Here is a 13,913-nt window from a genome sequence, read left to right on the forward strand (position 1 = left end):
GGAGAGCGTCATCGCCAACAGCCGTGCGGTGCTGCTGCAGCCGCGCAACCTGGGCGCGCGCTCGAAGGTGATTCGCGCGCTGGAGCTGCTCCGCGAGAACGAGCAGGCCATCTGCATGTACCGGGAGTGGCTGGCCGAAGATCCGAGGCAATCCCGTGGTCGCGCATCTGCTGGCCGCCTGCGAGGGGCATGCGCCCCCGCGGGCCAGCGACGGCTATGTGGAGACGTTGTTCGACAGCTACGCCGGAAGCTTCGACGCGAGCCTGGAGAAGCTGCACTACCGCGCACCCGAACTGGTGGCGCGCGCGGTGCAGGACATGTATGGCCCGCCGTCCGCGCATCTGGCCGTGGTCGATGCCGGCTGCGGCACCGGACTCTGCGCCCCGCTGCTGCGGCCCTGGGCCGCGCACCTGGCTGGCTGCGACCTGTCGGTCGGCATGCTGCAGCGCGCGGAGCAGCGCGGCGGCTACGACGTGCTGCACAAGGCCGAGCTCACTCATTACCTGCGCACCCAGCCCGCCCACTTCGACCTGGTGGCATCGGCCGACACGCTGTGCTACTTCGGCGACCTCCACGAGGTGCTGGCGGCAGCCGCGCGTGCGCTGCGTCCGGAAGGCGGCGTGGTGTTCACGGTCGAGGCCATGGTCGGGGGCCGGGACGACTTCAGGATCGAGGGCAGCGGCCGCTACCGCCATGCGGCTGCGCATGTCGAGGCCTGTCTTGCGACTGCCGGTTTCGGTGCCGTGCGCATCGAGCCGATCGTTCCGCGCCGCGAAGCGGGGCAGGACGTGCAGGGGTGGCTGGCCAGCGCAAGGCTTTCCGCGCATTGACGCCGGACACGGATCACCGAACTTCAAATTTACCGGCATGAATCGTCTTCAACAGATACGGAGTCTTCCATGAGTGAAATCAGCCGCACCGCCCTTTTTGGCAAGCTCAACTCGCTGGCCTACAAGGCCATCGAAGGCGCCACCGTGTTCTGCAAGATGCGCGGCAACCCGTACGTGGAGCTGGAGCATTGGTTCGCTCAGCTGCTGCAGGCGCAGGACTCCGACCTGCACCGCGTGATCCAGCACTACGGCCTGGATGTGTCGGTCATCGCCAAGGACATCACGGCCGCGCTCGACCGGCTGCCGCGCGGCGCCACCGCCATCAGCGACTTTTCCCCGCACATCGAGAACGCCATCGAGCGCGCCTGGACCTACGCCACGCTGCAGTTCGGCGAGGCGCAGGTGCGCACCGGCTACATCCTGGTCGGCATGCTGAAGACGCAGAGCCTGCGCAACCCGCTGTTCGGCTTGTCGAAGCAGTTCGAGAAGGTGAAGGTCGAGGACCTGGCCGACAACTTCGTGAAGATCTGCGACCCTTCGCCCGAATCGCAGATGCGCGCGCAGGATGGCACCGGCATGGGCAGCGGTGCACCGGGCGAAGACTCCGGCGCCATGGCGCCCGCCGCCATGGGCAAGGGCGATGCCCTGAAAAAATTTGCTGTCGACCTGACCGAGAAGGCGAAGAAGGGGGAGATGGATCCGGTGACCGGGCGGGACGAGGAAATCCGCCAGATCGTCGACATCCTGATGCGGCGCCGCCAGAACAACCCGCTGTTGACGGGTGAGGCGGGCGTCGGCAAGACCGCGGTGGTGGAAGGCTTCGCGCAGCGCCTGGCGCGCGGCGACGTGCCGCCGCAGTTGAAGGACGTGAAGCTGCTCACGCTCGACATCGGCCTGTTGCAGGCGGGTGCGAGCATGAAGGGCGAGTTCGAGCAGCGGCTGCGCCAGGTGATCGACGAGGTGCAGAGCTCGCCCACGCCCATCATCCTGTTCATCGACGAGATCCACACGCTGGTGGGCGCGGGCGGCGCGGCCGGCACCGGCGATGCGGCCAACCTGCTGAAGCCCGCCTTGGCGCGCGGCAACCTGCGCACCATCGGCGCGACCACCTGGGCCGAGTACAAGAAGTACATCGAGAAGGACCCGGCGCTCACGCGGCGCTTCCAGGTCGTGCAGGTGCCCGAGCCCGACGAGGTGAAGGCCATCCTGATGCTGCGCGGCGTGGCCAGCGTGCTGGAGAAGCACCACCGCGTGCAGCTGCTCGACGAGGCCATCGAGGCGGCCGTGAAACTGTCGCACCGCTACATTCCCGCGCGCCAGCTGCCGGACAAGGCCGTGAGCCTGCTGGACACCGCCTGCGCCCGCGTGGCCGTGTCGCAGCACGCCACGCCGCCCGAGGTGGAGGACTGCATGCGGCGCATCGAGGGCCTGACGGTCGAGCAGGAGATCATCGGCCGCGAGGCCACCATCGGCATCGACGTGACCAAGCGCTCGGCGCAGGTGGAGGCGCTGCTGGCCGAATCGAAGCTGCAGCTCGAAGGCTTGAATGCGCGCTGGCAGGAGGAAAAAGGGCTGGTCGACAGGTTGCTCGAATTGCGCAGCAAGTTGCGTGCGGGAAGCAAGCCGGTGGACACCGCTTCCGCAGAGGGCAATGCGAAGGCCGACGTGCCCCCACCCCAACCCTCCGCCGGCGCGGCAGGGAGCGAAGACCGCGCAGCGCTGCTTGAAGAACTGCATGCGTTGCAGGCCAAGATCCACGCGGTGCAGGGCGAGTCACCACTGATCCTTCCGTCGGTCGACGAACAGGCCGTGGCCTCGGTGGTCGCGGACTGGACCGGCATTCCGGTCGGCCGCATGGTGAAGAACGAGGTCGAGGCGGTGCTCAAGCTCGCCGACACGCTGAACATGCGCGTCATCGGCCAGAAGCATGGCCTCGAAATGATCGCGCGCCGCATCCAGACCTCGCGCGCGCGGCTGGACAACCCGCAAAAACCCATCGGCGTGTTCATGCTCTGCGGCACCTCGGGCGTCGGCAAGACCGAGACCGCGCTGGCGCTGGCCGAGGCGCTCTATGGCGGCGAGCAGAACATCATCACCATCAACATGAGCGAGTTCCAGGAAGCGCACACGGTCTCCACGCTCAAGGGCGCGCCGCCCGGCTACGTGGGCTACGGCGAGGGCGGCATCCTGACCGAGGCCGTGCGCCGGCGCCCCTACAGCGTGGTGCTGCTCGACGAGGTGGAAAAGGCCCACCCCGACGTGCACGAGATCTTCTTCCAGGTCTTCGACAAGGGCTGGATGGAAGACGGCGAGGGCCGCATGATCGACTTCAAGAACACGATCATCCTGCTCACCACCAATGCCGGCAGCGAGCTGGTCATGAGCATGTGCCGCGACCCCGAGCTGCTGCCCGATTCCAACGCGCTGGCCGATGCGCTCAAGGCGCCGCTCATGAAGGTGTTCCCGCCCGCGCTGCTGGGCCGCATCGTCACCATCCCCTACTACCCGCTGTCGCCCGACATGATGAAGAAGATCGTGCGGCTGCAGCTGGGCCGCATCAAGAAGCGCGTGGAGACCAACCATGGCGTGCCCTTCGAGTACAGCGAGGCGGTGGTCGACCAGGTGGTGGCGCGCTGCCAGGACCCGGAGTCCGGTGGCCGCGTGATCGACGCGATCCTGACCAACACGGTGCTGCCGACCATCTCGGTCGAGTACCTGCAGAGGTTGGCTTCCGGCGGCGAGATCCGCCGCGTGGCGCTCGACGTGAAAGACGCCGACTTCACCTACGCCTTCGATTGAGGCTTTCACCCAGAGACACCCGACATGGCTGACCACGAGTTCCGCATCGAGAGCGATTCACCGGCGAACAAGGAGCTGATGTTCTGGCGCATCGTCGGCCACGAGGCGCTCGCGCGGCCTTCGGCCTACGAGCTCACGGTGCTGTCGAAGAACAGGGCGCTGGACGCCAAGGACATTCTCGGGCGGGCCTTCGACGTGGTCATCGAGTTCCAGGACAAGGACGGTGGCATGCACGAGCGGCACTGCCAGGGCCATGCCGTGCGCTTCGTTCGCGCGGGGCACGTGGGCCGCCACTTCGAGTACCGCATCACGCTGCGCTCGTGGTTCTGGCTGCTCACCAAGCGCGCCAACTCGCGCATCCTGCAGGAAAAGCCGGTGCTCGACGTGATCGATGCGGTGTTCGAGGACAGCCCGATCAAGCGCTTCAAGAAGACCAAGGCCGACAACGTGATCGGCACGCACAACCCGCGGCGCTATTGCGTGCAGCACCAGGAGAGCGACTACCAGTTCATCTCGCGGCTGCTCGAGGACGAAGGCATCTACTACTGGTTCGACGCGCACGATGCGCCGGGCACCATGCATCTGTCCGACGCGAGCGACATGGCGCACGAGAAGCTGCCCGTGGAGGGCACGCTGCGCCATGCGGGAACCGATGCGAGCGAGGCGCGCTACAACGAGATTTCGCGCTGGGTCAGCGCACGCCACTTCCATACCGGCAAGCAGGATTCGCGCGACAGCGATTTCAAGGCCATCAAGAAGAAGCTGGGCGCGGCCATCGACGTGTCCGACGACCACGAGCTCGCCGGCCTCGAGGTGTTCGAGTTTCCCGGTGGCTACTTCACGGGCGACGATGCCGAGAACCGCGCCAAGCTGCGCGGCGACGAACTCAACGCGCACCGCGACCGCCATTGGGCGCTGACCAACTGGCCCGACGTGGCCGCGGGACGCAGCTTCAAGTTCGAAGGCGACCCGGACGGCGCGCGCGACGGCGACTACATCATCGCCGCCTGCACCTTCATGGCCAGCCACCCCGGCTACGAAAGCGTGGCGGGCAGCGCCGTCGAGCAGCCGATCTACACGGCGCTTTCCGAGGCGCTGCACGACGATGCGGTGAACGCCGACACGCTGCAGGTGCTCGAAGAGCTGATCGCAAGCACGCCCACGCTGCACACCGCGCAGCCCGGAACCAGTGCGTTCCTCCTGACCGTGATCCCGGTGGACCGGCCGTACCGCGCGCCGCGCCTCACGCCGCGCGTGACCATGCCCGGCCCGCAGATCGCCATCGTGGTGGGCCCCAAGGGCGACGAGTACCACGTGGACGACCATGGCCGCGTGAAGGTGCACTTCCACTGGGACCGCTACGACGAGAGCAACGAGAAGTCGACCTGCTGGGTGCGCGTGTCGCAGCCCTGGGCCGGCAAGGGGTGGGGCGGCTACTTCATCCCGCGCATCGGGCAGGAAGTGATCGTCGACTTCCTGAACGGCGACCCGGACCGCCCGATCATCGTGGGCCGCGTCTACAACGACGACCAGCCGATTCCGTACAAGTCGCCCTCGCAAAGCGGCTTCAAGACCCGCTCCACGCCGGGCGGCGGCTCCTCGAACTACAACGAGATCATGTTCGAGGACAAGAAGGGCGAGGAGAACATCAACATCCACGCCGAGCGGAACATGAGCCGCAGCGTGGAGCTGGACGATTCGACGACCGTGGACCGCGACCAGTCGGTCACCGTCAAGCGCGACCAGACGAACCACGTGGACCGCGACCGCAAGAGCACGGTGACGCGCAACGACACCAACATGGTGGCGGTCGACCAGAAGAACACGGTCAAGGGCAAGCAGAACAACCAGGTGGTGGGCAACCGCGACACCTTCGTCGATGCGAACGATTCGCTCACGGTGGGCGGCACCCACAAGACCGACGTGACGGGCGCGCGCACCGACACCTCGCGCGCCGGCGAGACCCGCACCGTCATCGGCAACCAGACGGTCACCGTCAGCGGCAACCTGACCTACAAGGCCGCGAACATGAGCTTCGAGGCCGGCCACATCGACTGGATGGTCACGGGGGCAAGCTCCAAGTACATCACGGTGCCCACCGGGCCGCTGCACCTGATGGCCAACAAGATCAAGCTGATGAGCAACACCGGCATCGAGATGATGGCGGTGGGAAGCATCGATGCCACCTCGGTCGGATCCAACACGACGATCCTCGGGCCCAACACGAGCGGCTACATCGGCACCAACAGCGAAGCCAACCTGGGCATTGCGCGCTCGACCTTCATGGGCATGAGCATCGACAACGCGCTCGCCATCGCGATCTCCAATTTCGGCGGCGTGGCGATCGACACCGCACTGGGGGTCAAGCTGTCGTCCGGCGTGGCGCCCGAGATCCAGGCTTTCCCGATGGACGTGGAACAGGCGGCGCTGCACACCTTCACGCCGGGCGCGGGCGCCGGGGGCGCCGGCGGTGCCGCGGTGGCCGGCGCGCTTGGCGCGGTCGCGGGCCTGGCCAGCGCCGATGCGGACCTCGCCGCAACGTTCAAGCAATATGCCGATGCCGCCAATGCACTCGAGAACGCAGCCAATGAAGCCGATGCTGCGCACCTGCCGGGACTCGCGGGGCGGCTGAGGTCGCTCGCCGGCATCACGCGCAACCGGCGCATGGAAGGTGTGATCGGCAGCGTCCCGGTGATCGGGACGGTCGCGATCGCCGCCGGCGAACTGATCGTCGGCGGGCTCGGCGCCGCCGGCATCGGGACCGGCGGAGAACGCCTCGCGGCCGACGAGTCTGTCAATTCGGACGGCAGCGCGGCGCCGCCGCCGCCACCGCCGCCACCACCACCGCCGTCCGGTGTGGGCGCACCGGCAGAACCGACGCAGGAGTGGAGCCCCTCGCCACCTGCGCCACCGCCGCCACCACCGCCACCGCCACCGCCGCCGCCGCCGGCACCGCCACCGCCGCCGCCGCCGGCACCGCCACCGCCACCGCCACCGCCACCGCCACCGCCACCTTCCGATTCGCTGGACGGCGGTGTGCCGCCGAACGACGACTCGGAATAGAGAACGTCATCGAGCGACCATGCAAGTCCTGAAACCCCAGGCGCTCGGCCTGTCGACGCGCCCCATCGAGTTCCGCAAGCGCTTCGGCCTGAGCATCAGCGCCTGCCTGCACCTGCCATTCGCGCAGGGCGAGCGCGGCACGCTGTGGGCCGAACAGTCCATGTGGTCCTTTCTTTCCAAGGAGATGGCCCAGCCGCTGATCGACGAAGGCGTGGCCAAGCTCACGCCCGAATTCCTGGTGCACGGCAAGGCGTTTCCGCCGCCCGATCGCCCCAATGGCTGTGCCGTGCGGGCCCGCTTCGGCACGAAGGAAAAGACGCTGCTCGTGCTGGGTGACCGCCACTGGGACGGCGCGCGGCCGAGCCCGGCCCAGCCGTTCGCGGAGATGCCGCTGGACTGGTCCAGGGCCTACGGCGGAGCGGACTTCCCGTCCAACACCGGCGGCCGCGGCCGCCAGAAGATCGATGGCGTGGCGTGGCTGCCGAACATTGAACTGCCGCACGACCGCCTGCTGCGGCCCGACCAGGCCATTGCGCCGGCCGGCATGGGTGCGCTGGACCTGATGCATCCGCAGCGCGTGCAATACCGCGGCACCTACGACGCCGACTACCTGAAGCAGCACGCACCGGGTTTCGCCCCGGACACCGACTGGCGCTACTTCAATCTTGCGCCGGCCGATCAGTGGATGGGCGGCCCGCTCGCCGGCGACGAGCCCTTCTCGTTCGAGAACATGCACCCCGAGAAGCGCATGATCGAAGGCCGGCTGCCGGGCATGCGTGCACGTGTTTTCGTAGGCTACAGGATGGTGGCCGGCGAGCCCAAGGTGCGCGAGGTTCCGCTGCGGCTGACCACCGTGTGGTTCTTCCCGCATGCGGAGCGCTGCATTGCGATCTTCCAGGGACTGGCGGAGGTCGGCACGGACGATGGCTCCGACGTGGTCAGTCTCATGGGCGCGGTCGAGCGGGCCGGCGAGGTGCGGCCAGATGCCCACTACCTCGATGCCGCCGCCAAGCGCGCCGATCCGAAGATGGGCCCGATCTACGCCATCGTCGACAGCGACCTGCTGCCGGAAGGCGTGAGCACGCTCGATCCGGATGTGGAAGCCGCGAAGGCGCCCTTCGGCACGCAAGGCCTGCAAGGCGAGGCCCAATACCGCCGCGCCGAGATGGACGTCGCGTTCGCGCGCGAGAAAGTCATCGCCATGGGCAAGGACCCGGACGCATTGGGCATCCGCATGCCTCCGCGCGAAAAGGTACCGGTCGGCGACGAGCTGCCGCCCTACCTCGAGAAGAAGATGAAGGAAGCCGAGGCCCAGCAGTGGGCGGCGGTCGAGGACGCCGTGACGGCCATCGAGCGGGCGATGGCGATGTCGGAGGCGCACAAGATCGATATCGCGAAGGCGCAGCACCGCGGCCCACCCAGGTACGACCCGGACAGGCACATGGCCGAGATGCGCGCGCAACTGGCCGTGGGCACCCGGCCGCTCGACCTCGCGCCGCTCTTCCCGAAGCTGTGCCGCATCGAGGACGCGCATCGCGCGGGATATCTCCAGTCCGCGCACATGCAGCCGCCGGCCTTTGCCATGCCGGCCGGCGAGGCCGCCAAGCTGCGGGACGAAATGGCGCGCGCGGTGGCGGCCGGCATCAAGTTCTTTGCGGGCATCGATTTCACCGGCGCCGATTTTTCCGGACTCGATCTGCGGGAAGTGAACTTCGAAGGCGCGTGGCTCGAAAGCGCGGACTTGCGCAATGCCAACCTCTCCGGTGCCAACCTCGCGGGTGCCGTGCTGGCCCATGCCAATCTCGAAGGCGTGATCGCCTTCGGTGCCCGTTTCAGCAAGGCCAACCTTGGCAAGGCGGTGCTGGCACGCGGTGTCTTCGACGGGTCGGATTTTTCCGACGCGGTGCTGATGCGCTGCGCATTTGCCGGCACGCAGATGCGCCACGCGAACTTCGCCAAAGCCAATCTGCTGGAGACCACCTGGGGCGACGCCGACTGGACCGGCGCCACGCTCAGCGGGCAGGTCTTCTACAAGCTCGATCTCAAGGGCATGCGCTGGCCGGAGGCGGACCTGTCCGTCTGCAACTTCATCGAGTCGGACCTCTCGGGCGTCGACATGCATGGCGCCAAACTGGAGAACGCGACCTTCGCGACCAGCAAGCTCGACGGCGCGCGGATGATGGCAGCGCAATGCACCGGCGCCGTGGCGGTCAAGGGTTCCAGCCTGGCCGCGGCGGACATGAGCCAGGCCAACCTGCGCAATTTCAACTTCGGTGCGTCCGACATGCGCGGCGCCAGGCTGGTGCGTGCGGTGCTCGATGGGGCCAACCTCTGCGAAGCGGGGCTCCAAGGGGCCGACCTGCGTCTTGCAAGCGCCAAGGGAGCGCTGATGCGCAAGGCGGTCTGCACCAACGCCCTGCTGTCCGGCGTGGACTTCAGCGGCGCCATCTTCCAGTCGGCGGACCTGCGCGGGGCCGACCTGCGGCGCAGCAATCTCTTCGGCGCCGACCTTGGCCGGGTGCGGCTGGACGGGTCGACCCGATTCGACGGCGCCTTGCTCAAGCGCGCGCGCACCTGGCCGCGGCTCACGCCAGAACAGCAGGCGGTCGCATGAGTCCCCATCTGTTGGCCATTGCCGTCAGCGTGGGCGAGACGCTGGAAGGGCTCGACATGCCCAAGGGACGCTACGCCGGGTTGTCGCTCGGTGGCGGCATCTTCTCGCGCATCAACTTTGCAGAAGCCGACTTCCGGAGCGCCGATCTTCGCGAGACCGTCTTCGACCAGTGCGACCTGCGCGGCGCCATCGCTTCCGGCGCCAACCTGCGCAAGGCCGTCTTCAACCGCTGCAAGCTCGACCACGTGGACTTGCGAGACGCCAACCTGCACGGTGCCGTGTTCACCGAATGCGACCTGACCCATGCACAGATGGCGCAGACGGCCATGACGATGGCCACCGTGGCGCGCTGCAAGCTCGACCACGCCGTGCTGCGCGGCGCCCGGCTCGACGCCGCGGTGATCAGCCAGTCGGTGCTGCTCGACGTGTGCGCCGACGACACCAGCTGGCAATACACCACGGTCAACGAATGCGATCTCTCCCACCTGACATGGACGGGCGCTCGCATGCACCGCAACGTGTTCTTCAAGACCTCGCTCAAGGGCATGTCTTTCGAGGGCATGAAGCTCGACGGCTGCCAGTTCTCGTCGGCCGACCTCAGCGGCGCGAACTTCAGCGGCATCATGCTGCAGCAATGCAGCTTCCAGGGTGCCAACCTCGATGGTGCGAAGTTCGCCGGGGCCATCGCACCGTTGACGATCTTCTGCGCGGCCACGGGCAAGGGTGTCGATTTTTCCGGCGCCCGCCTGCGCCAGGCGATCTTCACGGATGCGGCGTTGCCCGGTGCCGACTTCAGCGGCTGCGACCTGTTCCAGACGCACTTCGCGGGCGCGAAGTTGCAAGCCGCCAACTTCACCGGCGCCGAGCTGACCTACGCCGACTTCCGGCATGCCGACCTCACTGCGGCCGACCTGCGCCGCGCCACGATGCTGCGCGCCGTGCTGCACGGGGCGAACACCGAGAACGCGCAGATGAGCGACCGCGCGCGCGCCATCGAATCCGACCTGGACCTGCTGGAGTCCGAGCGCTGGCAGCCCCAGGCCGCCTGAACGCAACGAACGAACCGACAAGGGAACACACCATGAACGCAACGATGAAGAAGTCCGATCCCGCGCAAGTGCGCAAGCCTCGCGCCGGGAGAGCCATCACCGGCGAATGGTGCGTGGGCGTCCTGGGCGACGACGGCTCGGGCGCATCGGTCGTGAGGAGCGGCGACCTGCGGCTTCGTGCCACGCGCGCCGCGAGCTGCCTCCTCGAGCCCGCAGCCGGGGATAGCGTGGCGTGCCTGCGCATCGCGCCCGACGAGGTCTGGATCATGGCGGTGCTGCAGCGCGAGGAAGGGCACGCCCAATGTCGTGAGCTGCCCCAGCCACATGCGCATCGCCGTGGAAGGCGGCGCGCTCGAACTGGCGGCGGCGCGCGTCGCCGTGCAGTCGGACGAACTCGAAGTCGCCACGCAGAAGACGCGCGTGGCCACGGACACCGCCGACATCGTGGGACGCCAGCTCAGCGTCGTTGCGACCAGCTTCAAGCTCGTGGGGTCGGTGCTGTCGTCGGTGATGGACCGGGTGCAGCACTTCAGCAAGCACTACCTGCGCACCACCGACGGCATCGACCGCGTGGCCGCCACGCACCTCGAGTGCGAAGCGAAGCAGCTGCTGCGCCTCGAAGGCGAGCACACGCTGGTGAACGGCCGCGAGCTCATCAAGGCACGCGGCGCGCAGATCCATTTCGGCTGAAAGAAGAAAGAAGCGGAGCACAGCATGTTCGCCAACTGCCAGCTGATGGGCACCGACATGGGCTTTCCCGATGTCTGCATCACGCCCGCCGCGCCATCCCCGATTCCGGTGCCGTACCCTAACATCGCCATGGGGCCGATGGCGATCCCGAACTGCCCCACGATCCTGGTCATGGGCGCACCGGCACACAACCTCGGCACGTCGATCCCGATGACCAATGGCGACAACTCCGGCGTGCTGCTGGGCGTCGCATCGGGCACCGTGATGGGACCGAGCCGCCATCTCACCGGCGCCTTCACGGTGCTGTGGAACGGCATGCCCGCCACGCGGCTCACCAGCGTTTCGCTGCAGAACAGCACCAACTGCCCGGGCGTGCGCACGGTGCCCAGCCAGCCGCTCGTTCTTTTGCTCGCGCCCTAGAGAAACGCCGGCGCCATGCGCCGGCCACGGGAGAAAGCCATTCATGGCCGATCACGAGTTCCGTATCGAAAGCGATTCGCCCACCAACGGCGAGCTGATGTTCTGGCGCATCGTCGGCCACGAGGCGCTGGCGCGCCCGTCGACCTACGAACTCACCGTGCTGTCGAAGAACCGTGCGCTCGACGCCAAGGACATCCTCGGCCGCGCCTTCGACGTGGTGATCGGATTCCAGGATGCCGAAGGCGGCCTGCACGAACGCCATTGCCAAGGCCATGCGGTGCGCTTCGAGCGCACGGGCCACGTGGGGCGGCACTTCGAATACCGCATCGGCCTGCGCTCGTGGTTCTGGCTGCTCACCAAGCGCAGCAACTCGCGCATCCTGCAGGACAAGAAGGTGCTCGAGGTGCTCGATGCGGTGTTCGAGGACAGCCCGATCAAGCGCTTCAAGAAGACCAAGGCCGACAACGTCATCGGTACGCACAACCCGCGGCGCTACTGCGTGCAGCACCAGGAGAGCGACTACCAGTTCCTGTCGCGGCTGCTCGAGGACGAAGGCATCTACTACTGGTTCGATGCGCACGATGCGCCGGGCACCATGCATCTGTCGGACGCGAGCGACATCGCGCACGACAAGCTGCCGGTGGAGGGCACCTTGCGCCATGTGGCCGGCGACGCGAGCGAGGCACGCCACAACGAGATCTCCCGCTGGGTCAGCGCGCGCCAGTTCGACACCGGAAAGTACGCCTCCCAGGACAGCGACTTCAAGGCCATCAAGAAGAAGCTCGAAGCCGCGGGCGGAGAACCCGACAAGCACGAGCTGGCCGAGTTCGAGGCCTTCGAATACGCGGGCGGCTACTTCTCGGGCGCCGACGCGGACGACAAGGGCAAGCTGCGCGGCGAGGAGATCGGCGCACGGCGCCAGCGCCACTGGGCCCTCACCACGTGGCCCGACGTGGCCGCGGGACGCAGCTTCACGTTCCAGGACGACCCCGACGGCACGCGCGACGGCGACTACATCATTGCGGCATGCACCTTCGTGGCGAGCCACCCCGGCTACGAGAGCCTCACGCACGACCTGCCGTCGGCGACGCCGGAGCGCGCGCTGCGCGAGGCGCTGGCCGACGACGCGGTGAACGCGGAGGCGTTGCCGGCGCTGGAAGCGCTGATTGCCGATGCGCCTGCGCTGCGCACCGGGCCGCAGGGCACCAGCGCCTTCCTCCTGACCGCCATTCCGGTCGACGTGCCGTTCCACCCGCCCCGGCTCACGCCGCGCGTCGTGATGCCGGGCCCGCAGTCGGCCATCGTGGTGGGGCCGGCCGGCGAAGAGATCCACGCCGACGACTTCGGCCGCGTGAAGGTGCACTTCCACTGGGACCGCTACGACAAGAGCGACGAGAAGTCGACCTGCTGGGTGCGCGTGTCGCAGCCCTGGGCCGGCAAGGGATGGGGCGGCTACTTCATTCCGCGCATCGGGCAGGAAGTGATCGTCGATTTCCTGAACGGCGACCCCGACCGCCCGATCATCGTGGGCCGCGTCTACAACGACGACCAGCCGATTCCCTTCGGCTCCCACACGCAGAGCGGCTTCCGCACGCGTTCCACGCCCAAGGGCAGCGCTTCCAACTGCAACGAGTTCCGCTTCGAGGACAAGAAGGGTTCGGAGCAGGTGTACCTGCATGCCGAGAAGAACCAGGACATCGAGGTCGAGAACGACGAGACGCACTGGGTCGGCCACGACCGCGCCAAGACCATCGACCACGACGAGACCACGCACGTCAAGCATGACCGGACCGAGACGGTCGACAACAACGAGACCATCACCGTGCACGGGCAGCGCACCGAAACCGTGGACAAGAACGAGACCATCACCATCCACCAGAACCGCACGGAGACGGTGGACCTGAACGAGACGATCTCGATCGGCCAGAACCGCTCGATCACGGTGGGCGCGAGCGAGACGGCGACAGTGGCGCTGCAGCGCACGCATTCGGTGGGGATCAACGAGACCATCACGGTAGGCGCTGCGCAAGAGATCACGGTAGGGGCGATGCAGGCGGTGACCGTGGGGGCGAGCCAGACGATCAACGTGGGGGCGAACCAGAGCGTGACCATCGGCGCCGACCAGACGGAATCCATCGGCGCGAACCGGGTGGTCAAGGTCGGCGCCAAGCTTGCAGTCAACGTGGGAAGCGATGCGTCGATGACCGTGGGCGCAGGCCGCTCGGCCAGCATCGACAAGGACGACTCGTTCAGCGTGGGAAAGAAGTTCGTGGTCGATGCGGGCGACGAGATCTCGCTGACCACGGGCAGCGCAAGCATCGTGATGAAGAAGGACGGCTCCATCACGATCAGGGGCAAGGACATCCTGATCGAAGGCTCGGGCTCGGTCAACGTCAAGGCCTCGGGCAACGTCGTGGTCAAGGGCTCCAAGATCACCCACAACTGAAG

General features: G+C 67.4%; 8 protein-coding genes and 1 pseudogene. All 9 read left to right on the forward strand.

All coding sequences use genetic code 11. The annotated features are described in order from the left end of the window. Positions 1 to 155 precede the first annotated feature (155 nt). Complete coding sequence (locus ABID97_RS05060; RefSeq protein ID WP_354397454.1) at positions 156 to 830, forward strand: class I SAM-dependent DNA methyltransferase; 675 nt, start codon at positions 156 to 158, stop codon at positions 828 to 830. A gap of 69 nt (positions 831 to 899) precedes the next feature. Beyond that, complete coding sequence (tssH, locus tag ABID97_RS05065; RefSeq protein ID WP_354397455.1) at positions 900 to 3,629, forward strand: type VI secretion system ATPase TssH; 2,730 nt, start codon at positions 900 to 902, stop codon at positions 3,627 to 3,629. Positions 3,630 to 3,653: 24 nt separating this feature from the next. After that, the gene (locus tag ABID97_RS05070) at positions 3,654 to 6,692 is read left to right on the forward strand and encodes a type VI secretion system Vgr family protein (RefSeq protein ID WP_354397456.1); all 3,039 of its coding nucleotides are present in this window, start codon (positions 3,654 to 3,656) and stop codon (positions 6,690 to 6,692) included. Between the two features lie 19 nt (positions 6,693 to 6,711). Next, positions 6,712 to 9,306 (forward strand): DUF2169 domain-containing protein, encoded by a 2,595-nt coding sequence (locus tag ABID97_RS05075; protein WP_354397457.1) that lies wholly within the window; start codon positions 6,712 to 6,714, stop codon positions 9,304 to 9,306. Beyond that, the gene (locus tag ABID97_RS05080) at positions 9,303 to 10,355 is read left to right on the forward strand and encodes a pentapeptide repeat-containing protein (protein ID WP_354397458.1); all 1,053 of its coding nucleotides are present in this window, start codon (positions 9,303 to 9,305) and stop codon (positions 10,353 to 10,355) included. Before ABID97_RS05075 ends, ABID97_RS05080 begins: the two co-directional genes overlap by 4 nt. Positions 10,356 to 10,399: 44 nt before the next feature. Then, a pseudogene (locus tag ABID97_RS05085) lies at positions 10,400 to 10,582 on the forward strand (hypothetical protein); the annotation flags it as partial. Positions 10,583 to 10,661: 79 nt separating this feature from the next. Beyond that, complete coding sequence (locus tag ABID97_RS05090; RefSeq protein ID WP_354397459.1) at positions 10,662 to 11,045, forward strand: DUF3540 domain-containing protein; 384 nt, start codon at positions 10,662 to 10,664, stop codon at positions 11,043 to 11,045. 24 nt (positions 11,046 to 11,069) lie between these two features. Then, complete coding sequence (locus ABID97_RS05095; RefSeq protein ID WP_354397460.1) at positions 11,070 to 11,465, forward strand: DUF4150 domain-containing protein; 396 nt, start codon at positions 11,070 to 11,072, stop codon at positions 11,463 to 11,465. Positions 11,466 to 11,508: 43 nt separating this feature from the next. Further along, entirely contained in the window at positions 11,509 to 13,911 is a 2,403-nt protein-coding gene (locus tag ABID97_RS05100) for a type VI secretion system Vgr family protein (protein ID WP_354397461.1), read from the forward strand. Positions 13,912 to 13,913 lie beyond the last annotated feature (2 nt).

Origin of the sequence: Variovorax sp. OAS795 (assembly GCF_040546685.1) — a bacterium.
Classification (GTDB): Bacteria; Pseudomonadota; Gammaproteobacteria; order Burkholderiales; family Burkholderiaceae_C; genus Variovorax.